The 23,203-nt window shown below is 73.1% G+C and carries 23 protein-coding genes; 14 read left to right on the top strand and 9 right to left on the bottom strand.

The window, feature by feature from the left end; genetic code table 11:
* Positions 1-142 precede the first annotated feature (142 nt).
* The 4 genes from ehuB (FB558_RS08620) to ehuA are packed head-to-tail and all read left to right on the top strand — an operon-like array spanning position 143 to position 3,197.
* On the top strand, positions 143-1,051 hold the full coding sequence (gene ehuB, locus FB558_RS08620; protein ID WP_142050054.1) for an ectoine/hydroxyectoine ABC transporter substrate-binding protein EhuB: 909 nt from the start codon (positions 143-145) through the stop codon (positions 1,049-1,051).
* Between the two features lie 7 nt (positions 1,052-1,058).
* Positions 1,059-1,763, top strand: coding sequence for an amino acid ABC transporter permease (locus FB558_RS08615; RefSeq protein WP_142050051.1), 705 nt, complete (start codon positions 1,059-1,061; stop codon positions 1,761-1,763).
* Positions 1,763-2,416, top strand: a complete 654-nt coding sequence (ehuD, locus tag FB558_RS08610; RefSeq protein ID WP_425467979.1) for an ectoine/hydroxyectoine ABC transporter permease subunit EhuD — start codon at positions 1,763-1,765, stop codon at positions 2,414-2,416. The genes FB558_RS08615 and ehuD overlap by 1 nt, the downstream gene beginning before the upstream one ends.
* Positions 2,417-2,432: 16 nt before the next feature.
* On the top strand, positions 2,433-3,197 hold the full coding sequence (gene ehuA / locus FB558_RS08605) for an ectoine/hydroxyectoine ABC transporter ATP-binding protein EhuA (RefSeq protein ID WP_142050048.1): 765 nt from the start codon (positions 2,433-2,435) through the stop codon (positions 3,195-3,197).
* A gap of 17 nt (positions 3,198-3,214) precedes the next feature.
* Here the strand turns inward: ehuA and ehuB (FB558_RS08600) are convergent, their stop codons facing one another.
* The 3 genes from ehuB (FB558_RS08600) to FB558_RS08595 form a co-directional block, all read right to left on the bottom strand.
* Positions 3,215-4,075 carry an ectoine/hydroxyectoine ABC transporter substrate-binding protein EhuB gene (gene ehuB, locus FB558_RS08600; protein ID WP_142050045.1) on the bottom strand — a complete coding sequence of 287 codons (861 nt, stop codon included), beginning with the start codon at positions 4,073-4,075 and terminating at the stop codon, positions 3,215-3,217.
* 26 nt (positions 4,076-4,101) lie between these two features.
* Positions 4,102-4,266: a hypothetical protein gene (locus FB558_RS43160; RefSeq protein ID WP_170231239.1), complete on the bottom strand. Its 165-nt coding sequence runs from the start codon at positions 4,264-4,266 to the stop codon at positions 4,102-4,104.
* An 823-nt stretch (positions 4,267-5,089) separates the two neighbouring features.
* Entirely contained in the window at positions 5,090-5,863 is a 774-nt protein-coding gene (locus FB558_RS08595; protein ID WP_142050042.1) for an enoyl-CoA hydratase-related protein, read from the bottom strand.
* 132 nt (positions 5,864-5,995) lie between these two features.
* Here FB558_RS08595 and FB558_RS08590 point away from each other — a divergent pair, with 132 nt between their 5' ends.
* Positions 5,996-6,703 (top strand): TetR/AcrR family transcriptional regulator, encoded by a 708-nt coding sequence (locus FB558_RS08590; RefSeq protein WP_142050039.1) that lies wholly within the window; start codon positions 5,996-5,998, stop codon positions 6,701-6,703.
* Between the two features lie 32 nt (positions 6,704-6,735).
* Positions 6,736-7,998 carry a cytochrome P450 family protein gene (locus tag FB558_RS08585; protein ID WP_142050036.1) on the top strand — a complete coding sequence of 421 codons (1,263 nt, stop codon included), beginning with the start codon at positions 6,736-6,738 and terminating at the stop codon, positions 7,996-7,998.
* A gap of 204 nt (positions 7,999-8,202) precedes the next feature.
* Here FB558_RS08585 and FB558_RS08580 read toward each other — a convergent pair whose 3' ends face one another.
* A complete protein-coding gene (locus tag FB558_RS08580) occupies positions 8,203-8,739 on the bottom strand; it encodes an NUDIX domain-containing protein (RefSeq protein ID WP_246106324.1) in 537 nt (178 codons plus the stop codon).
* A gap of 44 nt (positions 8,740-8,783) precedes the next feature.
* Between FB558_RS08580 and FB558_RS08575 the strand changes: the two genes are divergently transcribed.
* From FB558_RS08575 to FB558_RS08550, 6 genes are all read left to right on the top strand, one after another.
* A complete protein-coding gene (locus FB558_RS08575) occupies positions 8,784-9,770 on the top strand; it encodes a helix-turn-helix transcriptional regulator (RefSeq protein ID WP_142050031.1) in 987 nt (328 codons plus the stop codon).
* A gap of 77 nt (positions 9,771-9,847) precedes the next feature.
* Positions 9,848-10,507, top strand: a complete 660-nt coding sequence (gene nucS / locus FB558_RS08570; RefSeq protein WP_142050028.1) for an endonuclease NucS — start codon at positions 9,848-9,850, stop codon at positions 10,505-10,507.
* Positions 10,508-10,527: 20 nt separating this feature from the next.
* A complete protein-coding gene (locus tag FB558_RS08565; protein WP_142050025.1) occupies positions 10,528-10,749 on the top strand; it encodes a hypothetical protein in 222 nt (73 codons plus the stop codon).
* Positions 10,750-10,854: 105 nt separating this feature from the next.
* Entirely contained in the window at positions 10,855-12,345 is a 1,491-nt protein-coding gene (locus FB558_RS08560) for an aldehyde dehydrogenase family protein (RefSeq protein WP_142050022.1), read from the top strand.
* Between the two features lie 116 nt (positions 12,346-12,461).
* Complete coding sequence (locus FB558_RS08555; protein ID WP_142053894.1) at positions 12,462-14,201, top strand: 3-hydroxyacyl-CoA dehydrogenase family protein; 1,740 nt, start codon at positions 12,462-12,464, stop codon at positions 14,199-14,201.
* 10 nt (positions 14,202-14,211) lie between these two features.
* Positions 14,212-14,502, top strand: coding sequence for a hypothetical protein (locus FB558_RS08550; protein WP_142050019.1), 291 nt, complete (start codon positions 14,212-14,214; stop codon positions 14,500-14,502).
* 82 nt (positions 14,503-14,584) lie between these two features.
* Here the strand turns inward: FB558_RS08550 and FB558_RS08545 are convergent, their stop codons facing one another.
* From FB558_RS08545 to mce, 3 genes are all read right to left on the bottom strand, one after another.
* A complete protein-coding gene (locus FB558_RS08545) occupies positions 14,585-15,766 on the bottom strand; it encodes a coiled-coil domain-containing protein (protein ID WP_142050016.1) in 1,182 nt (393 codons plus the stop codon).
* A gap of 88 nt (positions 15,767-15,854) precedes the next feature.
* Entirely contained in the window at positions 15,855-17,186 is a 1,332-nt protein-coding gene (gene ccrA, locus FB558_RS08540; RefSeq protein ID WP_142050013.1) for a crotonyl-CoA carboxylase/reductase, read from the bottom strand.
* A 96-nt stretch (positions 17,187-17,282) separates the two neighbouring features.
* Positions 17,283-17,726, bottom strand: a complete 444-nt coding sequence (gene mce, locus FB558_RS08535; protein WP_142050010.1) for a methylmalonyl-CoA epimerase — start codon at positions 17,724-17,726, stop codon at positions 17,283-17,285.
* A 161-nt stretch (positions 17,727-17,887) separates the two neighbouring features.
* On the opposite strand from mce, the gene FB558_RS08530 reads away from it, so the two are divergent.
* The gene (locus tag FB558_RS08530) at positions 17,888-19,078 is read left to right on the top strand and encodes an acetyl-CoA C-acetyltransferase (protein WP_142050007.1); all 1,191 of its coding nucleotides are present in this window, start codon (positions 17,888-17,890) and stop codon (positions 19,076-19,078) included.
* A 9-nt stretch (positions 19,079-19,087) separates the two neighbouring features.
* Positions 19,088-20,062, top strand: coding sequence for a methylmalonyl Co-A mutase-associated GTPase MeaB (meaB, locus tag FB558_RS08525; protein ID WP_142050004.1), 975 nt, complete (start codon positions 19,088-19,090; stop codon positions 20,060-20,062).
* A gap of 1,023 nt (positions 20,063-21,085) precedes the next feature.
* Here the strand turns inward: meaB and FB558_RS08520 are convergent.
* Together FB558_RS08520 and FB558_RS08515 are read right to left on the bottom strand one after the other, a co-directional pair.
* A complete protein-coding gene (locus FB558_RS08520) occupies positions 21,086-22,228 on the bottom strand; it encodes a helix-turn-helix domain-containing protein (protein WP_142050001.1) in 1,143 nt (380 codons plus the stop codon).
* Entirely contained in the window at positions 22,225-23,136 is a 912-nt protein-coding gene (locus tag FB558_RS08515) for a pentapeptide repeat-containing protein (RefSeq protein WP_142049998.1), read from the bottom strand. Before FB558_RS08515 ends, FB558_RS08520 begins: the two co-directional genes overlap by 4 nt.
* Between the last annotated feature and the right edge of the window lie 67 nt (positions 23,137-23,203).

Raw genomic sequence — 23,203 nt, 5'->3', positions numbered from 1 at the left:
GGAAACATGCAGCTCGTTGCGGTCGCGTAACGAGTAGAGGGATGCGGCGCCCAGGTGACGGCGAGGCGAACGAGTTCCCCTACGTTCGGACTTCGACGTCGGTGACCGGAGGGGGGTCGCCGGACGAACGGAAGGAGTAGCCATGACGCAGTTCTGGAGCAGGCGTGACTTCCTGCGCCGCACGGCGACGGCCGGAGCGGTGGCGATCGGCGGATCGACGTTCCTCGCGGCGTGCCAGAGCACCGGCGGCGGAGGCGCAGCAGGCGGCGGGAGCGTCCTGGAGAACGCCCGGAGTGCCGGCAGCATCCGCATCGGTATCGCCGGTGAGGAGCCGTACGGCTTCACCGACGTCAGCGGCAACGTCACCGGGGAGGCCCCTGAGGTCGCACGTGTCGTGCTGCAGGCCATGGGCATCGCCGAGGTGCAGGCCGAGCAGGTCGACTTCGGGTCGCTCATCCCCGCGCTGAACGCCAACCGCTACGACATGGTGTGCGCGGGTATGAACATCACCGCCGAGCGCTGCGGACAGGCGGCGTTCTCGATCCCGGACTACACCGCGCTGACCGCGTTCCTCGTGCCGGCCGGCAACCCGCAGCAGGTGGCCACGTTCGAGGACATCGCGGCCAAGGGCGTGCCGCTCGCCGTGCTCAGTGCCGCTGTGGAACAGGGTTACGCGGAGGCCGCAGGCGTCCCCGCCGGAAGCATCAGCGTCTACGACGACCAGAACGCACTGCTGCAGGCCGTCACCTCCGGGCGGGCGTACGCGGCCGCCCTGACCGACATCTCGCTCAAGTGGCTCGCCGGGAAGAACCCGGACGCCGGGGTCGAGGTCACCGAAGGCTTCACGCCCACCGAGAACGGGCAGCCCGTGGTCTCCGCGGGCGGGTTCGTGTTCCGGCAGGCCGACAACGACCTGCGGGAGGCCTTCAACGCCGAGCTGCAGAAGGCGCACGACGACGGACGCTGGCTCACGGCCGCGAGCCCCTTCGGCTTCTCGGAGGACAACCTGCCTGCAGACGGGGTGACCACCGAGCAGCTCTGCTCGGCCTGAGCCGGCCGTGGAGACCTTCGGCACCTGGCTGTCGATACTCAACCAGGGCCTGCCGTACACCATGATCGCTACGGTCGGCGGCATCGGTCTGACGATCGTGCTGTCGTTCGTCGCGGGGCTCGCGCTCCTGTCGCCCTGGCGGTGGGTGCGCGTGATCAGCCGGATCTACGTGGAAGGCCTGCGAGGCACGTCCGAGGTCGTCCAGCTGTTCTGGATCTTCTTCGCGCTGCCGGTGCTGGTCGGCTTCGAGTTCATCCCGCTGTGGGGCGGTGTGGCAGTACTGGGTCTCAACCACGGGGCCTACGGCGCCGAGATCGTCCGAGGGGCGGTGCAGTCCGTCCCGCGGGCGCAGTACGAGGGTGCGCTCGCGCTCAGCCTCTCGCCCGCCCAGCGGATGCGGCGGGTGATCCTTCCGCAGGCGGTCGCCGAGATGATCCCGCCCTTCAACAACCTGTTCATCCAGCTGCTCAAGAGCACATCGATCCTGTCGTTCGTCTTCATCCCCGAGATCACGAGGCAGGCGACCGAGGTCCTGATCCCGAACTTCAACCCGTGGGTCATCCAGATCATGCTGCTGCTCCTGCTCTACTACCTGGTGATGTCGCTGGTCATCACCGCGGTGATGCGGGGGCTGGAGCGGCTGGCCGCGTCGCGTCTCGGACGGGGCGCGCCCCGCCGCGGTGCTGCACGAGCGTTGGCAGGGACCCACTGATGACCGTCTGGGACTGGAACTACGCGTTCTCGATCCTGCCCGCCCTCGTCGAGGGGCTCGGGCTCACGCTCGTCGCGACGGTGCTCGGATCGATCATCGCGATGGTGCTCGGCTTGGTGTTCGCGGTGCTGCAGCGCGGTCCGCGCCCGGTCGCGATCATCGTGCGCGCGTTCGTCGAGTTCGTGCGCAGTACGCCGCTGTTGGTGCAGATCTTCTTTCTTTACTTCGGCCTGCCCGCATTCGGCGTCGTCTTGAGCGGGCTCACCGTCGGCGTGATCGCGCTCGGTATCCACTACGCCTGCTACACGTCAGAGGTTTATCGCGCCGGCATCGATGCCGTCCCCCGTGGGCAGTGGGAGGCGGCCACAGCGCTGAGCCTGCCGAGGTCGCGGGTCTGGACCGGCGTGGTGCTCCCGCAGGCGATCCCCAGGGTGGTCCCCGCTCTCGGCAACTACGTGATCTCGATGTTCAAAGAGGTCCCGCTGCTGGTCGCGATCAGCGTCCTGGACGTGGTCGGGCGGGCAGAGGAGGTCGGCAACACGTACTTCCGCTACGTCGAGCCCTACACCCTCGCGGGACTGTTCTTCCTCCTGCTCAGCTACCCCGCCTCGTTGCTGATGCGCAGATTGGAGCGTCGTGTCGGTGCAATCTAACGGTGCGACCGAGCCCATGATCGTATTTGACGACGTGGAGAAGCGGTTCGGCGACAACGTCGTGCTCTCCGACCTCAGCTTCACCGTCGCGCCGGGTGAGCACGTCACGCTGATCGGGCCGTCCGGGTCGGGCAAGACCACGATCCTGCGGCTGCTCATGTGCCTGGAGTCGGTCACCGGCGGCACCATCAAGGTGGCCGGCAAGTACCTCTCGCACATGGAGAAGGGCGGCAAGCTCGTCCCCGCCGACGAGAAGCACAGCCGTGAGGTGCGCAAGCGCATCGGGATGGTGTTCCAGCAGTTCAACCTCTTCCCGAACATGACCGTGCGGGGCAACCTGATCGAGGCGCCCACCCGCGTGCTCGGGCTGTCCAAGGACGAGGCGAACGCGCGGGCGAAGGAACTGCTCGACCTGGTCGGGCTCGGGGAGAAGATCGACGAGCACCCGTCGCGGCTGTCGGGCGGCCAGCAGCAGCGCGTGGCGATCGCGCGGGCGCTGGCGATGCAGCCGGACGTCCTGCTGCTCGACGAGGTGACCTCCGCACTGGACCCCGAGCTGGTGGCGGGGGTGCTCAAGCTGCTGCAGGACATCGGTGAGACCACCGACATCACGATCCTGTGCGTCACGCACGAGATGGGCTTCGCGCGCGACTTCTCGCACCGGGTGATGATGTTCGACGGCGGCCAGGTGATCGAGGACGCGCCGCCGGAGAAGCTCTTCTCGGAGCCGGACCACCCGCGCACGCAGGAGTTCCTGAAGGCGGTGCTGAGCAGGGGCTGATCACAGCGTGCGGCGTCTCAGCCTCTCGGTGTGCAGAGCTCCGCCGTCGTCAGGCCCGCGGGCGGCAGGTTCTCGCGCGTGAAACCGAACTGCTCGGTGATGCGCAGCCACTCGCCCGAGGCCTGCAATGCGGCCAGCTCCGCGTTGAACGCCTCGAGGAAGTCGTTCTCGCCGGTGCGGACGGCGAAGGCGGCGGCGGGCACGACGGGACGCCCGCCGACGACGGGCTCCACGGCCTCGGTGACCTCGACGCCCGCGCCCGGGTTGCGGCGCAGCTCGTCGAGCAGCGAGATCCGGGTCAGCGCGCCGACGGCGACGCGTTCGCCCGCGACGCTGCGGAGCAGCTCCGACTGGCCGTCGACGATCTCCAACTGGTCGTCGGGCACCCCGGCCGCGCGGGCGTAGTCGATCTCGACACCCCCGGCGATCACCGCGAGGCGCACCTCGGAGCGGGCGACGTCGCGGAACGACTCGATCTCGCGCGGGTTGCCCTCCTGGACGAGGAACGCCGGCGGGGCGACGAAGTCGGGCCGCGTGAAGGCGACCTCGCGGCAGCGGTCGGGCTTGACGGTCATCCCCGCGGTGATCAGGTCGAACACTCCGGCCTGCAGCTGGGGGATCAGGTCGGCGAACGGCACGCGCACGGCGGCGAGGCCGTCGATCCCGAGGCGGGCCAGCACCGCGCGCGCGACCTCCGGCTGCGAACCGGTGACCCGCCCGGCGGAGTCGACGTAGCTGTAAGGCTGCTCGCCGGAGACACCCACGCGGATCGCGCCGTCCGCCCTCGCCCGCTCGAGGGTGCTCCCGGCGGGCCGGGAGCAGGCGACCGCCGCACCCGCCGGGATCGTGAGCGCGAGGAGTCGCCGTCGGGAGAGCATCCCGAGCAGAGTAGTGCGCGGCGCTCTCAGCCCTGCCGGCCGCCGTGGAGCAGCTCGTGCCGGACGGCGGAACCGGGCGAAGTCCCGTCGAGGGTGGCCACCGTGCTGATCATGGCCGGTCGCGTTCCGCGGAACGCGCCGGTGCCGACCCGGTCGACCTCATGGGTCTTCGGCCGCGGTCGCAGACCCATGGTGTCGATGTCACGGGGGATTCTGCTGTGGGCGAGCCGTTCCCGGCTCGAGGCCACTGCCGCCCGCCTCGGCCCGGTCCCCGGCGCAGTCGGTCGGTTCCCCTGCCGCCGCCCGTCGGCGAGGTGGCCGGGTTGGTGCAACTGCCGAATATCGGGGCCGGCCGGGCGGCCGTCCCCGACCTGGCCCAGGCCTGTTGGGGACGAGCCCGTCGCTGCTGGGTAGGTGCGCACCTGGCTGTGGTCCCGATCCACCCCGTCCCGGTGATCATCGGACATGCTCGTAGCCGTCCAGGCGCTCGTGATCGGTGGAAACGGGACATGTGCTGCATGGGTGCGGCTCATGTCCCTGGTTCCCTGATCAAGGCTGTTGTCGATGGGGTTGGAAAACGGCACCACAGCCAGATGAGTGGCACCCGGCAGGAAGGTTCTCGTCGTGGACCGGCCTGGGCCCGGTCGGGGACGGCCGCCGGAGCGACCACGTCACTCGGTAGTTCTGCCAACCGGACCACCCCTCGCCACCGGAGGTCGGGCAGGGCACTGGGCCGACTGCGAGTGACCGTTGGGCGCGGAGTGGGGCAGTGGCCTCGAGCCGGGAACGGCGCGCCCACCGCAACCCGCCCCACCAGAGAGGAACCCCCGAGAGGAGCGGCCACGTGCTCACACCCCCGAACTCGCCTCACGCGACCCGTCGACGGGGTGCGTGGCCGCGGAAGGGGTGCGTCGGTGGAGGAGCGGCAGGTCGGCACCCGGTGCCCGGTCGAGGCGCGCTCATGCGCCCCGGTTCAGCCCGCGCCCCCGTCGAAGTGGGGTGCGTGCCCCCGCGCTAGTCCGGCCAGACCGGCTTGCGCTTCTCCAGGAACGCGGCCATGCCTTCCTTGGCGCCCGGGGACTGCGACAGGGAGGCCATGACCTCGGTCGCGATCGCGTAGGCGTCGGCCTCGGGCCGGTCGAGCTGGGCGTAGAGCGTCTGCTTGCCGACGGCCTTGCCGAAGCGGCTGCCCCGGGTGGCGCGGGCGAGCAGGTCGTCGACGCGCGCGTCGAGCTGGTCGTCCGGCACCGCGTAGTTGACGAGGCCCCACTCCGCGGCGGTCGCGGCGTCGATGGTGTCGCCGGTCAGGGCCATCTCCATCAGGCGCTTGCGGCCGATGTTGCGCGCGACGGGGACGGCGGGCGTGTGGCAGAACCAGCCGCCCTTGCCCCCGGGCAGCGCGAACAGCGCCGACTCGGCCGCCACGGCGAGGTCGCAGGACGCGACGAGCTGGCAGCCCGCGGCCGTGGCGATGGCGTGCACGCGGGCGATCACCACCTGCGGCACCGACTCGATCGTGCGCATCAGCCGGGTGCACAGCTGGAGCAGGTCGCGGACGCCCGCGAGGTCCCGGGCGGCGACGTCGGAGAAGTCGTGCCCCGCCGAGAACGCCTTGCCCTCCCCGGCGAGCACGATGCCGGTGGCGTCCGACCGCCCGGTGGTCTCGAACGCGTCGAGGAGCTCGCGCAGGTGCGCCTCGGTGAGCGTGTTGCGCCGTTCCGGCCGGTTCATCGTGATCCGGACGGTGTCCCCCTCCTGCTTCACCAGCAGGTGCTCGTAGTCGGTCATGCCCGACGGTAACCCGACCTGAGAGCCGGTCACAGCATCGCAGCGCACTTCCTTGCCGGAACCGGTCGGCGGGGCTACCGTGACCGTATGACTCGATGAGCAAATCGAGTCACAGCGTTCTGCGAGGTGGGCATGGCGGCACCGGAGGTTCCGGAACCGCGCGTCGAGCGGATGCTCGACAGCGCGGCGGAGCTGCTCGTGCGGTGGGGCTACCAGCGCGTGACGATCGACGAGGTCGCGCGGCACGCCGGCATCGGCAAGGGCACGGTGTACCTGCACTTCCGCTCGAAGGACGCGCTCTTCCTCACGGTGCTGCTGCGGGAGCAGCGCAAGATCGTCCAGCACCTGGCCGACCGGATGGATGCCGACCCGCGCACCGTCCTGCCGGGCGCCACGATGCGGCTGCTCTACGAGCAGCTGGTGTCCGTGCCGGTCGCGCGCTCGGTCTACCTCGGTGACGCCGAGGTGCTCGGCAGGCTGGCGCACGAGGCCGGGGGCACGCTCGGCGAGCTCGCCGCCGCCCGCGCGGACGCGGTGCGCCAGCACATCCACCTGCTCGGTGCCGCGGGCTGCCTGCGACCGGGCCTGCCCCCCGATTCGGCGCTGTACGCGTTCGCCGCAACCGCGTCCGGCTTCCTGCTGGTCGACGGGTTCGGCTACGGCGACCTCGTCCCGGACGTCGAGGAGCGGTCCGCGCTGCTCGAGCAGACCATCGCGGCCGCGGTGCAGGCGCCGGACCCGCCCGCCGCCGAGCTCGCGCGCATCGCACCGGAGATCGCGCAGCGCTACCGGTCGCTGCTCGTCCACGTCGATCAGGAATGGCGCCGCCGCGTCCGTTGACCCGGACGCGGGCGCCGGAAACGGAGCCAGCGATGACCCAGCCGGCCACGCAGCAGACGAACCCGCTGCGACCCGAACCCGACGTCATGGACCCCGCTCTGCTCCGCGACCCGGTGGCGGGCTACGGGTGGCTGCGGGAGGAGGCGCCGGTCCTGCGGGGCCGCTCACCCGACGGCAGCCCGTGCTGGTTCGTCACGCGCCAGGCTGACGTCCGGACGGTCCTCGGCGACCCGCGCTTCGTCAACAGCGCCACCTCGGTGTCCGGCGTCACCGTGGACAACCTGCGCGACAAGCTCACCGAGATGATCGGCATCCCGCGCGAGCTCGCCCACTACTTCACCGACTCGATCCTCGACGCCGACGGCGACGACCACACGCGGCTGCGCAAGCTCGTCTCGCGGGCCTTCACGGTGCGCCGGATCGGCGCGTTGCGACCGCGCGTGGAGGAGATCACCGCGGGGCTGCTCGACCGGCTGGCGACGCTCGACGGCCCCGTCGACTTGATCTCCGAGTTCGCCTACCCGCTGCCGATCACCGTGATCTGCGAACTGGTGGGGGTGCCGGAGGAGGACCGGCCCGCGTGGCGGCGCTGGGGCGCGGTGCTGATGACCATGAACCCGGAGCAGACGCCGGCCGTGGCCCGGGAGATGATCGACCACATCCACGACCTGGTCGCGCGCCGGCGCGCGGAGCCCGCGGACGACCTGCTCACCGCGCTCGTCCAGGTGCAGGAGGAGGACGGCGACCGCCTGTCCGCGGACGAGCTCGTGACGATGGTGCTCACGCTGGTCATCGCGGGCCACGAGACCACGGCGCACCTGATCGGCGCCTCGACGCTCGCCCTGCTCACCCACCCCGACCAGCTCGCGCGGCTGCGTGCCGAACCGGAGCTGTGGCCCGGCGCGGTGCACGAGCTGATGCGCTGGTGCGGGCCCGTGCAGATCTCGCGGGCGCGCTACGCCGCGCAGGACGTGGAGCTCGGGGGTGTGACGATCCGGCGGGGCGAGGTCGTGCAGCCCATCCTGGTCTCGGCGAACCACGATCCGCGCGAGTACGCCGAGCCGGACCGCCTCGACGTGACGCGGCGCCCGGCCGGGCGCGGGGAGGGACACGTCGGGTTCGGGCACGGATTCCACTACTGCCTCGGCGCCGCGCTCGCCCGGCAGGAGGGCGAGGTCGCGCTGCGGGCGCTGTTCGAGCGGTTCCCCGACCTCGCGCTCGCCACCGAGGAGCTGGAGTGGATCCCGGTGCCGGGCATCCGGCGTCTCGCCCGGCTGCCGCTGCTGCTGCGGTAGCCCGCCGAGCTGGTCGGGCCGGACGGCGCGGGGAGTCGCGTCCGGCCGGGCCCGGGGGGACGGGTCACCGGCGCCGCTGAGGGGGGCGGAGCCGGTTGCGGGGGGAGGGACCGGTCGGACCGGAGGCGGGGGGCTCCGGTCCGACCGGGTCGGTGGCCGCAGCAGTCGCCTGAGCGGCCCGCCGGTCCTCCGCGGAGCTGACCGTCACGCGGAGCCGGCGTCCCGCAACCGCAGCAACAGGTAGGCCGCGAGCGTCTGGGCGTCGACGAGCTGGGAGCGGCGCACCATCTGCTCGAACTCGGCGGTGGTGAACCAGCGGGCGCGCATGTCCTGCTCGCTGTGCTCGCGCCCGACCGGGCCCTCGCGCAGGTCGGTCGCGAGGAACACGTGCTCGCGCTGGCTCGACATGCCCGGTGCGATGTCCAGGTCGCCGAGCAGCTCCATCCGGCCGGCGACGAGACCGGTCTCCTCGGCGAGCTCGCGGGCGGCGAGCTCGGCGGGGTCGACCTCGGCCCGGTCCGGGGCCGTGCCCATCGGGAACTCCCAGCGCCGCTGCCCCACCGGGTAGCGGAACTGCTCCACGAGGTGCAGCCGGTCCCCGTCGCGGGGGATGACGATGGCGGCGGTCGGCTTGTCGACGACGCCGTAGATCCCCTCGCTGCCGTCGTCGAGGCGGATCGCGTCCTCCCGGAGCGTCATCCACCGGTTCGCGTAGACCTGTCGGCTGCTGATCGTCTGCACGCCGACCACCGTGCACCGCCACCGCATGCGGCACGATCCCGGGGGTGCGCGCGTCCCGCCTGGTCACCCTGCTGTTCACCCTCCAGCGCCTGCGCGGGGCGACGGCGGCCCAGCTCGCGCGCGAGCTGGAGGTCTCAGAGCGCACGATCTACCGCGACGTGGCCGCGCTGTCCGCCGCGGGCGTCCCGCTCTGGACCGAGCCCGGCCGTGGCGGCGGCATCCGGCTCGTCGACGGCTGGCGCACCCGCCTCGACGGGCTGACGGCGCAGGAGGCCGCCGCGATCTTCGCGGTCGGCGCCCCCCAGGTGCTCGCCGAGCTGGGCATGAGCGCGGCGCTCGCCGGGGCGCAGGCCAAGCTGCTCGCGACGCTGCCCGCGGAGCTGCAGGACCACGCGCGGGGCGTCGCCGAGCGGTTCCACCTCGACGCCCCGGGCTGGTTCCACACCCCCCAGCAGGTGACCCAGCTGGCCGCCGTGGCCGAGGCGGTGTGGGAGCAGCAGCGGCTGCGCATCGGCTACCGGCGCCGCCACGACGTCGTCGAGCGGACGGTCGACCCGCTCGGGCTCGTGCTCAAGGCGGGCACCTGGTACCTCGCCGCGGGTGTCGACGAGACCGTGCGCACCTACCGGGTCGACCGGATCACGGCCGCCGAGCCGACCGGCGCCCGCTTCGAGCGCCCCGACCGCTTCGACCTCGCCGAGTGGTGGGCCGGGGCCGCGGGCCGGTTCGAGAGCCAGATGCTGCGCGCGACCGTGCGGCTGCGGGTGGGCCCGCGCGGGCTGAAGATCCTCCCGCACGCCGCGGACCACGACGCGGCGCTGAAGGCGATCGCGCACGCAGGCCCCCCGGACGCCGAGGGCTGGCGCGAGCTGGAGCTCGACGTCGAGAGCGTCGACGTGGCGGCGGGCCAGCTCACGGCCCTCGGCGGCGAGGTCGAGGCGCTGCATCCGGAGGAGCTCCGCGCGGCGTTGGCGGCAGCAGGAGCGGCCCTGGCCGCCCGCAACGCTGCTGCGCCGCCCGCCACCACCTGACGAACGGCACGCTCGTCGGCCAGGAACCGACGAGAGTGCCGTTCGTCCGACGCCGGGGCTCCCCTACGCTCGCCCCCGTGCGTCTCGTCATCGCCCGGTGCCAGGTCGACTACGTCGGGCGGCTCACCGCCCACCTGCCCATGGCGCCGCGGTTGCTGCTGGTCAAGGCCGACGGCTCGGTCAGCATCCACGCCGACGACCGGGCCTACAAACCGCTGAACTGGATGAGCCCCCCGTGCTGGCTCGAGGAGCAGCCGGGCGTGTGGACGGTGCGCAACAAGGCCGACGAGTCGCTCGTCATCCAGATCGACGAGGTGCTGCACGACTCGAAGCACGAGCTCGGCGTCGACCCGGGCCTGGTGAAGGACGGCGTCGAGGCGCACCTGCAGGAGCTGCTCGCCGATCACCCCGGTGTGCTCGGCGAGGGTTTCTCGCTGGTGCGGCGCGAGTACATGACCGCGATCGGTCCGGTCGACCTGCTCTGCCGGGACGCGGACGGCGGCTCGGTGGCCGTCGAGATCAAGCGCCGCGGCGAGATCGACGGCGTCGAGCAGCTCACCCGCTACCTCGAGCTCATGAACCGCGACCCGCTGCTCGCGCCGGTGAAGGGCGTGTTCGCGGCGCAGCAGATCAAGCCGCAGGCCCGCACCCTGGCCACGGACCGCGGCATCCGCTGCGTCACCGTCGACTACGACGCCCTGCGCGGGTTCGAGAAGGACGACCTGCTGCTGTTCTAGGCGGGGGCACACTTGGGGGTATGCCCGAAGTCACCGTTTATCTCCCCGACGGGCTCGACCGGGCCGCGCTGGAGCGCAAGCTACCGCTGTCTGCACTGGCTCAGGAGGCGGTCGAACGCACTGTCCGCGCATCGGACCTGAATGAATGGGTGGCGCGGATGCGCGCTCGGCCCCGGCGCTGCGAGACCACGATCGACACGGCCGCGCTCCTCGACGAGGTCCGTGAGGAGTTCGGCACGTGATCGTGCTCGGTGGGTCGGCAGCGGTCCACTTCGTGCCGTACGGGTAGGCCCGGGCGGGCCGCCGTCGGCCTGTGCGGGCCGTGGGCGGCGGCCTACTCTGGAGTAATGACCGCCACCGATGTGCCGCCCGTCCCCGCGACGGCGACCTTCGAGTCCCTCGACCCGCGCACGGGCGACGTGGTCGGCACGCATCCCGTGCACGACGCGGTCGCGGTGGAGGCCGCGGTGGCGCGCGCGGTGGGGGCCGCGCAGTGGTGGGACGGGCTCGGCCACGCCGAGCGCAGGCGCCGCCTCGCGGCCTGGCGGGTGGCGCTCGTCCACAAGACGGACGACCTCGTGCACGTCATCGCCGAGGAGACCGGCAAGCCGCTCGACGACGCCCGCCTCGAGCTGGTGCTCGCGATCGACCACCTCGACTGGGCCGCGAAGCACGCCGAGAAGGTCCTCGGCACGCGCAAGGTCGCGCCCGGGCTGCTGATGGGCAACCAGGCGGCGAGCCTCACCTACCGGCCGTTCGGCGTCATCGGCGTGATCGGCCCGTGGAACTACCCGGTGTTCACGCCGATGGGCTCGATCGCCTACGCGCTCGCGGCCGGCAACGCCGTCGTCCTCAAGCCGAGCGAGCTGACGCCCGGCGTCGGCGTCGCGCTCGCGGACACCTTCGCCGAGATCGTCGACGGCCGTCCGGTGCTGCAGGTCGTCACCGGGTTCGGGGAGACCGGCGCGGCGCTGTGCCGCGCCCCGGGCGTCGGGAAGATCGCCTTCACCGGCTCGACGGCCACCGGCAAGCGCGTGATGGCCACCTGCGCCGAGACGTTGACCCCGGTGCTGGTCGAGTGCGGCGGGAAGGACCCGCTGATCGTCGACGTCGACGCCGACCTCGACGCCGCGGCGGACGCGGCGGTGTGGGGCGGCATGTCCAACGCGGGGCAGACGTGCGCGGGCGTGGAGCGCGTGTACGTGCTCGAGGCGGTGGCCGAGGAGTTCACGGCGAAGGTCGTGGCGCTGGCGCGCGGGTTGCGGGCGGGGACGGGCGGCGAGTACGGGCCGATGACGATGCCCGCGCAGGCCGAGGTGGTGCGCCGCCACGTCGAGGACGCGCTGGCCAGGGGAGGGCGCGCGGTCGTCGGCGGCGCCGAGTCGGTGCAGCCGCCGTTCGTCGAACCGGTCGTGATCGTCGACGTCCCCGAGGACAGCGCCGCCGTCACCGAGGAGACCTTCGGCCCCCTGCTCGTCGTCAACCGGGTCCCCGACCTGGACGAGGCCGTGCGCCGGGCCAACGCCGGCCGCTACGGCCTCGGCGCCTCGGTCTTCTCCCGCGCCCGCGGCGAGGAGATCGCCGGGCGGCTGCGCTGCGGGATGGTCTCGGTCAACGGCGTGATCTCCTTCGCCGGCATCCCGGGCCTCCCCTTCGGAGGAGTCGGCGATTCGGGCTTCGGCCGCATCCACGGCGAGGACGGGCTGCGCGAGTTCGCCCGACCCCAGGCCGTGGCCCGCCAGCGCTTCCGCCTACCCGTGCCGGTCACCAGCTTCTCCCGCACCTCGCGCACGATGAAGGCGCTGCTCGGCGTCGTGCGCGTGCGCCACGGGAGGTAGTGCTCACACCCCGGGGACGGGGTGCGGATGGGAGGATCGGGCGGTCCGTCCCTCGGGGAAGCGGGAGGTTGGCAGTGCGCGAGTTCCGTACGGTCGGTGTGGTCGGCCTGGGCACGATGGGGGCGGGCATCGTCGAGGTGTTCGCCCGCAACGGCCTGCAGGTGATCGCCGCCGAGGTGGACGCCGAGGCCGTCGAGCGCGGCCGGGCCCACCTGGAGACCTCCACGGCGCGGGCGGTGGGTCGCGGCAAGCTCACCCAGGCCGGCGCCGACGAGCTGCTGGGCCGCATCACCACCACCACGTCGCTGTCCGACATGGCCGACGCCGACCTCGTCGTCGAGGCCGTGCCGGAGCACCGCGACCTCAAGGCGGGTGTCTTCGCCGAGCTCGACCGCGTGTGCCGCCCGGACGTCATCCTCGCGTCCAACACCTCGTCGCTGTCGATCACCGAGCTGGCGGTCCGCACCGGCCGTCCCGGCAAGGTCGTCGGGATGCACTTCTTCAACCCGGCGCCCGTGCAGAAGCTCGTGGAGCTCGTCCGCACCGTCGTCACCGAGCCGGACGTGATCGACGACGTGCAGGCGTTCGCCGCCACGCTCGACAAGGTCCCCGTGGTGATCGGCGACCGCGCCGGCTTCATCGCCAACGCCCTGCTGTTCGGCTACCTCAACCACGCCGCGCGCATGTACGAGCAGCGCTACGCCACCCGTGAGGACCTCGACGCCGCCATGCGCCACGGCTGCGGCTACCCGATGGGCCCGCTGGCGCTGCTGGACCTCATCGGGCTCGACACCGCCTACGAGATCCTCGAGACGATGTACCGCGAGTCGCGCAACATGATGAACGCGCCCGCCCCGGTGCTGAAGCAGATGATGACCGCGGGGCTGCTCGGCCGGAAGTCCGGGCGCGGCTTCTACACCTACGCCAAGCCGCACAGCTCCGAGGTCGTGCCGGACGCGAACACGCCCTCGGGCACGGTGCCGGAGGACGTCTCCGTGCGCGACGTGCAGCGCGTCGGCGTGGTCGGCACCGGCACCATGGCCTCGGGGATCGTCGAGGTGCTCGCGAAGGCCGGGCTGGACGTGGTCGTGCGCGGGCGCAGCGACTCCAAGGTCGACGGCGCGATCGCCGGCATCCGCCGCTCGCTGGACAAGGCCGTGGTGCGCGGCAAGCTCGACGAGGCCGCCCGGGACGCCACGATCGCCCGGATCACCGGCACCACCCGGCTGGAGGACATGGCCGACGCGGACCTGGTCGTCGAGGCGGTCGCCGAGGAGCTGGACGTCAAGCGGGCCGTGTTCGCCGCGCTCGACGAGATCTGCAAGCCCGGAGCGATCCTGGCCACCACCACCTCGTCGCTGCCGGTGGTCGAGTGCGCGTCGGCCACCGCGCGCCCGCAGGACGTCGTGGGCCTGCACTTCTTCAACCCCGCGCCCGTCATGAAGCTGGTCGAGGTCGTCTCGACGATCACCACGGCACCGGACGTCGCGGCCACCGCGCTCGCCCTGTGCGAGCGGCTGGGCAAGGTACCGGTGTCGTGCGGCGACCGCGCGGGGTTCATCGTCAACGCGCTGCTGTTCCCCTACCTCAACGACGCGGTCAAGATGCTCGAGGCCCACTACGCCACCGCCGACGACATCGACGCCGCCATGAAGACCGGCTGCGCGCTGCCGATGGGGCCGTTCGAGCTGCTCGACGTCGTGGGCCTGGACGTGTCGCTGGCCATCGAACGCTCGCTCTACCAGGAGTTCCGGCTCTCCGGGTTCGCCCCGGCGCCGCTGCTGGAGCACTTGGTCACGGCGGGCAGGCTGGGCCGCAAGACCGGGCACGGCTTCCGGGACTACGCGGCGCGCTAGCCGGCACGAAGTGCCCCGTTCGAACCGACCCCGCCGTCCCGAGCACGTGCCGTTGCGCTCGGCCGCCGTCACCCGCCGCGAGTCCGGGTCCGACGGCGACTGGGTGGTGCGCAGCGTCACCGGCTCCTCGGCCGCGAAGGACTACCGCTGCCCCGGCTGCGAGCAGCTGATCCGCCCGGGCACCGGTCACGTCGTGGCCTGGCCCGCGGACGAGGTGGGCACGGTCGCCGACCGGCGGCACTGGCACACGGCCTGCTGGGCGGCACGCGGACGCCGGCGTCCGGGTGGGCGCCGGCGCTGATCGCGGGGACGGCCGGGAGCGGTGACCGCCGCTCACGCCACCGGTCGTGGCCGTGGGCCTTCCCGACGCCACGGCCGGGCGGTCAGCGGCGGGTCGATCCGGCCTTGGACCGGCGCCGCTGGCGGCGGTGGGGGCGGGGGGCCTGCGGCTGGCCGGACTGCGCGGCGTCCTCGGGCTCGTCGTCGGAGGGCGGTGTGCCCTCGTGCTCGGGGCCGGAGCCGTTGTCCTCGGGACGGCCGGTGGTCCGGTCGCGCTCGGCCCCCGGCTCGTCGGTCGAGACGTCCTCCTGCGCGGCGTCGGCGCTCGAGCCGTTCCGCGAGGGCGCCGGATCGTGCGCGGGCGGCGCGGGCGCGAGGAGCTGCTCCGGGGGGAGGGCCAGCGAGCCGAGCGTGTCGTCCAGCATCGAACGGGTCACACCGAGCTGCTCGGCGATGCGTGCGCGGGCGGTGACCAGCTCGGCCACCCGGCGTTCGGCGTCGGCGATCATCTCGCGGGCCGTGGCCTCGGCCCGCGCGATGGTCGCCCGCGCGTCGGACCGGGCGGACTCGCGCAGCTCCTCCGCCTCGCGGGTGGCCGCGGCGCGCTCGGCGCCGAGGGCGGCGAGCGCTTCGGCCCGGCGCTGGTCCATGGCGATGCTGAAGTCCTCCTCCACCAGCGCGCGGCGCTCCTCCGACTCCGCCCACGCCCGGGCGCGCTCGGCCTCGGCGGCCTCGGCCCTGGCCCTGAGGTCGGCCTCGGTGGCGGTCCGTTCGGCGGCCAGGCGCTCCAGGGCCTCCTCGCGCTCGCGGACGAACTCCTCGCGCTCCTCCGCCGTCTCCTGGCGCATCTTCTCGGCGTCGGTGCGGGCCTCCTCGCGGAGGGACTCGGCGTCGGCGCGGGCGGCGGCGAGCGTCTGCTCGGCCTGCGCGTCGGCCTCCTTGGTGCGCCGGTTCGCCTCCGTCTCGGCACGGCCGAGCATGTCGGCGACCTCGTCCTCGGCCAGCCGGAGCATCGAGCGGATCCGCTCGCTGGTGTTCTGCGGGCTCTGCTGCGGGCTGGCCAGCGAGCGGACCTGGGCGCGCAGGCGCTCCGCGTGCACGCGTGCCTCGTCCAGCTCCCTCGCCAGCTGCGCGGACTGCGCGAGCGCCGCGTCCCGATCCGTGACGAGGATGCTCACCTCCGCATCCAGCCGCCGCATGTGCGCATCGACCTGCCCTTGGTCGTAGCCCTTGCGGACGACCTCGAAGCCGGCATCGGACGGAGGTGGTGCGTGCTGTCCGGCCATGGAATCACCGTACCGGGCGTCCCGAGGACGGCAGCCCGGTCCACGTTCGGGGGTGAAGAGCCTCACCCCTGTGGGTGCACGCGGAGCGTCAGACCCCGCGGAACCGGTTGATCGCGTCGACGTGGCGGGCCCGCTTCTCCTGATCGGTGACGCCCAGCCCCTCCTCCGGGGCGAGCGCGAGCACACCGACCTTGCCCTGGTGGCTGTTCGTGTGCACGTCGAGCGCGGCCTGCCCGGTCTCCTCGAGGGGGTAGACCCGCGACAGGGTCGGGTGGATGAGGCCCTTGTCGATCAGCCGGTTGGCCTCGAAGGACTCGCGGTAGTTGGCGAAGTGCGAGCCGATGATCCGCTTGAGGCTCATCCAGAGGTACCGGTTGTCGTAGCTGTGCTCGTAGCCCGACGTGGACGCGCAGGTGACGATCGTGCCGCCCTTGCGCGCGACGTAGACGCTCGCCCCGAAGGTCTCCCGGCCCGGGTGCTCGAACACGATGTCCGGGTCGTCGCCACCGGTGAGCTCGCGGATGCGGGCGCCGAAGCGCTTCCACTCCTGCTGGTCCTGGGTCTGCTCGTCCTTCCAGAACCGGAAACCCTCGGCGCTGCGGTCGATGACCAGCTCGGCACCCATCCGCCGGCAGATCTCGGCCTTCTGCGGCGACGAGACGACGCACACCGGGATCGCGCCGCCGTTCAGCGCGTACTGCGTGGCGTAGGAGCCCAGTCCGCCCGACGCGCCCCAGATCAGCACGGTGTCGCCCTGCTTCATGGCGGCGCCGTGGCGAGAGACGAGCTGGCGGTAGGCGGTGGAGTTGACCAGGCCGGGGCAGGCCGCCTCCTCCCAGGTCAGGTGCTCCGGCTTGGGCATCAGCTGGTTCGACTTCACCAGCGCCAGCTCGGCGAGGCCGCCGAAGTTGGTCTCGAAGCCCCAGATGCGCTGCTCAGGGTCGAGCATCGTGTCGTCGTGCCCGTCGGGGCTCTCCAGCTCGACCGACAGGCAGTGCGCGACGACCCGGTCGCCGGGCTTCCAGCGCGTGACGCCTGCGCCGGTGCGCAGCACGACGCCGGCGAGGTCGGAGCCGACCACGTGGTAGGGCAGGTCGTGGCGCTTCGTCAGCGGCGAGAGCCGCCCGTAGCGGCGCAGGAACCCGAACGTCGGGAGCGGCTCGAAGATCGAGGTCCACACCGTGTTGTAGTTGATCGCGGAGGCCATGACGGCGATGACGGCCTCGCCGGGCCCCAGCTCGGGCGTGGGCACCTCGTCCAGGTGCAGGCTCTTGCGCGGGTCCTTCTCGGCGGACGGCACGTCCGCGAACATCTCCGCCTCGTCGGCGTGCACCGTCATGCCTCGGTAGTGGTCGGGCACCTCCAGGCCGGCGAGGGCGTCGAACTGCTCGGCGAGGATGGCGTCGCGGATCTCCTGCACGGCTGGCCTCCGTTGGCTCGAGTCGTGGTCACCGTGGGTTACTGGTCGGTAGGGTAACTGCCATCGGTGCTGGTCCGCGCCGTGACGGTGCCCACGTCAGTGTTCTGCGCCGCCCGCGGCGGCCGGTTCGACGAGCTCCACGAGCACGCCGCCCGCGTCCTTCGGGTGCACGAAGTTGATGCGCGACCCCGCGGTGCCGCGGCGCGGCTCGTCGTACAGCAGCCGCATGCCCTTCTCGCGCAGCGCCGCGCAGCTCGCGTCCACGTCGGCCACCCGGTAGGCCAGCTGCTGGACGCCGGGCCCGTTGCGGTCGAGGAACTTCGCGATGGCCGAGTCGTCGCGCAGCGGGGCGAGCAGCTGGACGGCCGCGCCCGCGTCGCCGGGAGCCGAGAGCATCGCCTCGCGGACGCCCTGCTCCTCGTTCGTCTCGGTGTGCGTCATCACCAGCCCGAAGGTGGAGGCGTACCACTCGATCGCGGCGTCGAGGTCCGCCACGGCGATGCCCACGTGGTCGACAGCGACGACGATGTGCTCTCCCATGAGCGGACGATAACCCCCCGTCCCCCGACGAACGGCACTTTCGTCGGTTCCTTGCCGACGGGAGTGCCGCTCGTCGGTGGAGACGCGGCTCACGGCCGCTTCCGGGGCTACCCGCGGGTATCGTCGGCCTCGCCCGCCAGCGCAGCCGATGGAGGTCAGCCGTGTCCGGATCCGTGATCGTCGCCGGGGCCCGCACCCCGATGGGCAAGATGTCGGGCGGGCTCAAGGACTTCAGCGGTGCCCAGCTCGGGTCCGTCGCGATCAAGGCTGCCCTGGAGCGGGCCGGCGTGGCGCCCGACCAGGTCGAGTACGTGATCATGGGCCAGGTGCTCACCGCCGCTGCCGGGCAGATCCCGGCCCGGCAGGCGGCGTACGGCGCGGGCATCCCGATGGAGGTCCCGGCGCTCACGATCAACAAGGTCTGCCTGTCCGGGCTCGACGCCATCGCGCTGGCCGACCAGCTGATCCGCGCCGGCGAGTTCGACGTCGTCGTGGCCGGTGGCCAGGAGTCGATGACGCAGGCGCCGCATCTGCTGCCCAAGTCGCGCGCCGGCTTCAAGTTCGGCGACGTCACGATGCTCGACCACATGGCCCACGACGGCCTGTTCTGCGCGTTCGACCAGCTCCCGATGGGCGCGTCCACGGAGAAGTTCAACGCGCGCTACGGCGTCACCCGCGAGGACCAGGACGCGTTCGCCGCGCGCTCGCACCAGCTGGCCGCGAAGGCGGCCGCCGACGGCACGTTCGCCGAGGAGATCGCGCCGGTCAGCGTGCCCCAGCGCAAGGGCGACCCGCTCGTCGTCGACACCGACGAGGGCGTGCGCGGCGACACCACCGGTGAGAGCCTCGCGAAGCTGCGCCCCGCCTTCTCCTCCGACGGCACGATCACCGCGGGCTCGTCCTCCCAGATCTCCGACGGCGCCGCGGCCGTGGTCGTGATGAGCCGGGCGAAGGCCGAGGAGCTGGGGCTGGACTGGATCGCCGAGATCGGCGCGCACGGCGTGGTCGCGGGCCCCGACGCGAGCCTGCACGAGCAGCCGGCCAACGCGATCGAGAAGGCGTGCGCGAAGGAGGGCATCGGCGCAGGCGACCTCGACCTCGTCGAGATCAACGAGGCGTTCGCCGCCGTCGGGCTGGTGTCCACCAAGAAGCTCGGCATCGACCCCGACAAGGTCAACGTCAACGGGGGCGCCATCGCCCTCGGTCACCCGATCGGCATGTCGGGCGCGCGGATCGCCCTGCACCTCGCCCTGGAGCTGCGGCGCCGCGGCGGCGGCACGGGCGCGGCTGCGCTGTGCGGCGGCGGCGGCCAGGGCGACGCGCTGATCATCCGGGTGCCCGCGGCGAGCTGAGCCGAGCAGGTGCCGCGGCGGCTCGACGTCCCGGAGCTGGTCGACCGCGCCCGGCGCGGGGAGCAGCCGGCCGTCGCGCGGCTGCTCTCGCTCGTCGAGGACGGCGCCGAGGCGGCGCTGCGCGAGGTGGCGGGCGCACTCGGGCCCGGAACCGGGCGCGCCCACGTCGTGGGGCTCACCGGGGCGCCGGGCGTCGGGAAGTCGACCACGACCTCGGTCCTCATCGGCGCGCTTCGCGCGCAGGGGCGCCGGGTCGGGGTGCTGGCCGTCGACCCGTCCTCGCCGTTCTCCGGCGGCGCCCTGCTCGGCGACCGGGTGCGGATGGGCGAGCACGCCACCGACGACGGGGTGTTCATCCGGTCGATGGCCACCCGCGGGCACCTCGGCGGGCTCGCCCGCGCCACCCCGCAGGCCCTGCGGGTGCTCGGCGCGGCCGGGTGCGACGTGGTGCTCGTCGAGACCGTCGGCGTGGGCCAGTCCGAGATCGAGGTGGTCGGCCTTGCCGACACCACGGTCGTGCTGGTCGCGCCGGGCACGGGTGACGGGGTGCAGGCCGCGAAGGCCGGGATCCTCGAGATCGCCGACGTCTTCGTCGTCAACAAGGCCGACCGCGACGGGGCCCGGCAGACCGTGCGCGACCTGCGCACCATGCTCTCCCTCGCCGAACCGCCCACCGACGACGGGTGGCGGCCACAGGTCGTGCGCACCGTGGCGTCGCGCGGCGAGGGGGTGGACGACCTGGTGTCCGCGCTCGACGCCCACCGCGACTGGCTCGACGGCAGCGGCGAGCGCAGGCGGCGCAGGCGGGCCCGCGCGGCGGCCGAGATCCGGGCCATCGCGCTCGACGAGGTCCGCAGCCGGATGGAGGACCTGCGCGGCGCGGCCGGGCTCACGCAGCTCGCCGAGCGCGTGCTGGACGGGGAGCTCGATCCCTACCGAGCTGCCGACGAGCTGACGGGCCGGCTGGGCGGGTCCGGCCGCTAGCGCAGCGCCGGATTCGATCACCAGGTGGCGCGCGGTGTGAGTCGCACACCAGGGCCCTCGCGGCCGCGCTCACGTACTTCTCGCGGGGTGATCGCCAGGAGTGGTGTGACGGCGACAGATCTGTCGCTCTCACACCACTTCTGCTGATCATGGCCGTTCCCGCGTTCCGCTGAACGCGGCTGGGCACGTCCCGGTCGCGTGTCCAGGCCCATGGTGTCGACGTGGTCGGGGGAATCTCCTGTGGGCGCGCCGTTCCCGGCTCGAGACCACTGCCCCTCGCGCCTGCCGGGGTCTTCGGCGCTGCCGGCGCCTTCCCCTGACCTCTCGCGTCGGCGAGGTGGCCGGGTTGGGTCAAGTACCGAATATCGTGGCCGGCTGGGCGGCCGTTCCCGACCTGGCCCACGCCTGTCTTGGACGAGCCCGTCGCTGTCTGGCGGGTGCGCACCTTGCTGTGGTCCCGTTCCACCCCGTCCCGGTGATCATCGGTCCTGACCAAGGCAGTGTCGGAGGGGTTGGGGAACGGCACCACAGCCAGATGAGTGGCACCCGACAGGAACGATCTCGTCGTGAACAGGCCTGGGCCAGGTCGGGGACGGCCGCCAGGGCGACCCCGTAACCCAGTAGTTCTGCCAACCCGGCCACCCTCGCCACCGGAGGTCGGGTAGGGCGCCGGGCCGAACTGCGAGTGACGCCTGGAACAGGGTGGGGCAGGAGGTCTCGAGCCGGGGACGGCGCGCCCACCGCAACCCGCCCCACGTGGCGGCAGGCGCCGGGTCGAGGGGTGCTCACGCCCCCCGTGCCCGCTCACGCCCCCGGATTCGCCTCGGGCTACCCGTCGACGGGGGGCGTCGGCGGAGAAGGGGGGCGTCGGCGGAGACGGGGTGCGTCGGCGGCGGCGTCGGTGGTCTCTGACCGGCCGATGCATGACCCGGTGCACGTTCGTGGCCACCGCACTGACGACGTGCACGGTCACGCCGGTCGCACTGGCGCTTGATCGTTCCCAGATCGAGCTCATCGCCCTCGTCAGGGCGCTGAGCTGGATCTCGGATCGATCATCGCCCGGGTGGTCGTGGTGGCGGAGGACAGGAGGGACTGCGTGCGGACCGATCCGATGCGCTCGGCCAGCGTCCGGGCCTGCCGGGCGTGCAGCGCCGCGTCCTCCGGGTGCCGTGCGGCCAGCGCGAGCGCCAGGTCGGCGTGCAGGGCGGCGCGGTGCCGCACCGAGCGTGGCGGGGCCGCGAGCGCGTGCTGCAGCGGGGCGACGGCCGCCGCGTCGCCGAGGACGGCCAGCGCGTGCCCGTGCCAGCGGTCGACGTCGGCCAGCTCGACCGCGAACGGGGGCTCGACGGTGTCGGTCGGTGCCCGCCGCACCCGCTGCGCGGTCGCGACGTCGAGCGCCCGACGGGTGCCCGGGGCATCGCCCATGGCCGCCAGCGCGGCGGCCCGCGCACCGGCCACTCGGGCGCGGGCCACGCCGTCCAGGCTCGGCTCGACCGCCTCCAGGAGCGCGACGGCGGCGGCGGGCTCGCCGATGTCGACCAGCACGTCGGCCTGCCCGGCGACGGCCGCGGCGATGCCGTCCGCCTGCCCCGCTCCGGCCGCGGCGGTGCGGGCGCGGTCGTAGCGCTGCCACGCCCGGTCGTGGTGACCCCGGTCGAGCTCCTGCGCGCCGGCCAGCGCCGCGGCGGGCGCCAGCACCGCGGCCACGGCGGCCCGCTCCGGATCGCCGAGCACGTGCCGGTGCGTGTCGTCGAGCCGTTCGACCAGCGCGGCGACCAGCTCGGCGGCGCCGGCGACGCCCAGCTCGTCATCGAGCCGGACGGCCATGGCGAGCTGCTCGCGCCACAGACCGAGCACTGCGGTGTCGACGGCCGCGGCGGCGGCGAGCGCGGCGCGCAGCCGGGCGGGCGCCGCCTCGGCCGTCGGGTCCGCGGACGGGACGGTGATGCCCAGCTCGGCGGGTGTGCGTCCGTACAGCTCGCTCAGCAGGTCGCGGTACTGCGGCTCGGGTACGGCGCGGCCGTTCTCCCAGCGCGACAGCAACGTCTTGAGGCTCGCGGCGGCTGCCACCGGTGCCCCGTGGGCCCTGGCCAGCGCGACGAGCTCCCGAGCCGCCTCGGACTGCGACCACCCGCGCGCCGTCCGCGCCGCCTGCAACCCGGTCACGGTGCCAGCGCCTCCACCGCCCAGCGGCCGGGGGCGCCCTCGACCCTCGTGCCGTCCTCGGCGCGCATCGTGCCGACCTGGGTGCCGGGGGCGGCGGTGGTGAGGTCGACGAACGAGGCGACCGTGGCCCCGGCCAGCGCCACCTCGCCGCCGAAGGTGGCGCGCCGGAACGAGACGCCGCCGTGGAACCGGGCGTCGCGCATGTCGAGCCGACCGGAGAAGACCGCGTCGGTGAGCCACACCGGCTTGGCCGCGTCCAGCTGCGACAGCCTGGTGATGCCGTGGAAGCGGGCCCCGCGTGCGGTGAGCCGGCCGATGCGCCTGCCCTCGAGGCGGAAGTGCTCGAGCCGCGCGCCGGTGAGGTCGAGGTGGTAGGCGCGGGGATCGCGGTCCTCGCCCCACGGCAGCAGGTCGGTGATCAGCCGTTGTGCGGTGAGGCGCACCTCGCGCTCCCGGTCGGCCACCGGGTCGCGCTGCGGTGTGGCGTCGGACGCCTCGGCGGCGTCGGGGAGGCCGGGGTGCTCGAAGGGTCTGCGCAGGTAGGCGCAGAGCACGTCGAGGACGGTCTGCTTGTAGCGGGGCGTGGACCCGGCCAGCCAGGCCAGCGCGTGCAGGGCGCCGACGCGCACCTGGTCGGCGTCGTTGCCCAGCAGTTCCACCGAGCGCGCGAACCGCTCGTCGGCGACCTTCTCGCCCTCCAGGTCATGGCGGGCCTCCTCGATGCGCCTCCTGCGGTCGTTGAGCCACAGGGCGTAGAGCGCGATGACGGCACCGCCGCTGAGTGCCCCGGTGCGCACCGCCTCCGACCGCGGGGCGGCGGGCTCGACGAGCACGAGCACCGCCGTGGTGACCACCGTGACGAGGATGGCGGCGAGCAGCGTGACCAGCAGCATCGAGCGCTCCCGCACGCCCTCTCCTCCCCGTCGTGGACCCGTGGCCGGCCCAGGATGTCGGGGGTGGCGCCTACCGTCAACG

The sequence above is a fragment of the Pseudonocardia kunmingensis genome (genome assembly GCF_006716445.1).
In the GTDB taxonomy this organism is placed as follows: Bacteria; Actinomycetota; Actinomycetes; order Mycobacteriales; family Pseudonocardiaceae; genus Pseudonocardia; species Pseudonocardia kunmingensis.
The sequence above is the reverse complement of the archived record's forward strand: the minus strand, read 5'-3'. Positions and strand labels throughout refer to the sequence as shown.

Bases quoted from the DNA above. Each gene is read 5' to 3' on its own strand.
- ehuB (WP_142050054.1), top strand. From the start codon at position 143: ATGACGCAGTTCTGGAGCAGGCGTGACTTCCTGCGCCGCACGGCGACG.
- FB558_RS43160 (WP_170231239.1), bottom strand. From the start codon at position 4,266: ATGGGTCTGCGACCGCGGCCGAAGACCCATGAGGTCGACCGGGTCGGC.
- FB558_RS08565 (WP_142050025.1), top strand. From the start codon at position 10,528: ATGCCCGAAGTCACCGTTTATCTCCCCGACGGGCTCGACCGGGCCGCG.
- FB558_RS08585 (WP_142050036.1), top strand. From the start codon at position 6,736: ATGACCCAGCCGGCCACGCAGCAGACGAACCCGCTGCGACCCGAACCC.
- FB558_RS08560 (WP_142050022.1), top strand. From the start codon at position 10,855: ATGACCGCCACCGATGTGCCGCCCGTCCCCGCGACGGCGACCTTCGAG.
- FB558_RS08590 (WP_142050039.1), top strand. From the start codon at position 5,996: ATGGCGGCACCGGAGGTTCCGGAACCGCGCGTCGAGCGGATGCTCGAC.
- FB558_RS08545 (WP_142050016.1), bottom strand. From the start codon at position 15,766: ATGGCCGGACAGCACGCACCACCTCCGTCCGATGCCGGCTTCGAGGTC.
- FB558_RS08595 (WP_142050042.1), bottom strand. From the start codon at position 5,863: ATGACCGACTACGAGCACCTGCTGGTGAAGCAGGAGGGGGACACCGTC.
- ehuD (WP_425467979.1), top strand. From the start codon at position 1,763: ATGACCGTCTGGGACTGGAACTACGCGTTCTCGATCCTGCCCGCCCTC.
- mce (WP_142050010.1), bottom strand. From the start codon at position 17,726: ATGGGAGAGCACATCGTCGTCGCTGTCGACCACGTGGGCATCGCCGTG.
- ehuA (WP_142050048.1), top strand. From the start codon at position 2,433: ATGATCGTATTTGACGACGTGGAGAAGCGGTTCGGCGACAACGTCGTG.
- FB558_RS08555 (WP_142053894.1), top strand. From the start codon at position 12,462: ATGGGGGCGGGCATCGTCGAGGTGTTCGCCCGCAACGGCCTGCAGGTG.
- ehuB (WP_142050045.1), bottom strand. From the start codon at position 4,075: ATGCTCTCCCGACGGCGACTCCTCGCGCTCACGATCCCGGCGGGTGCG.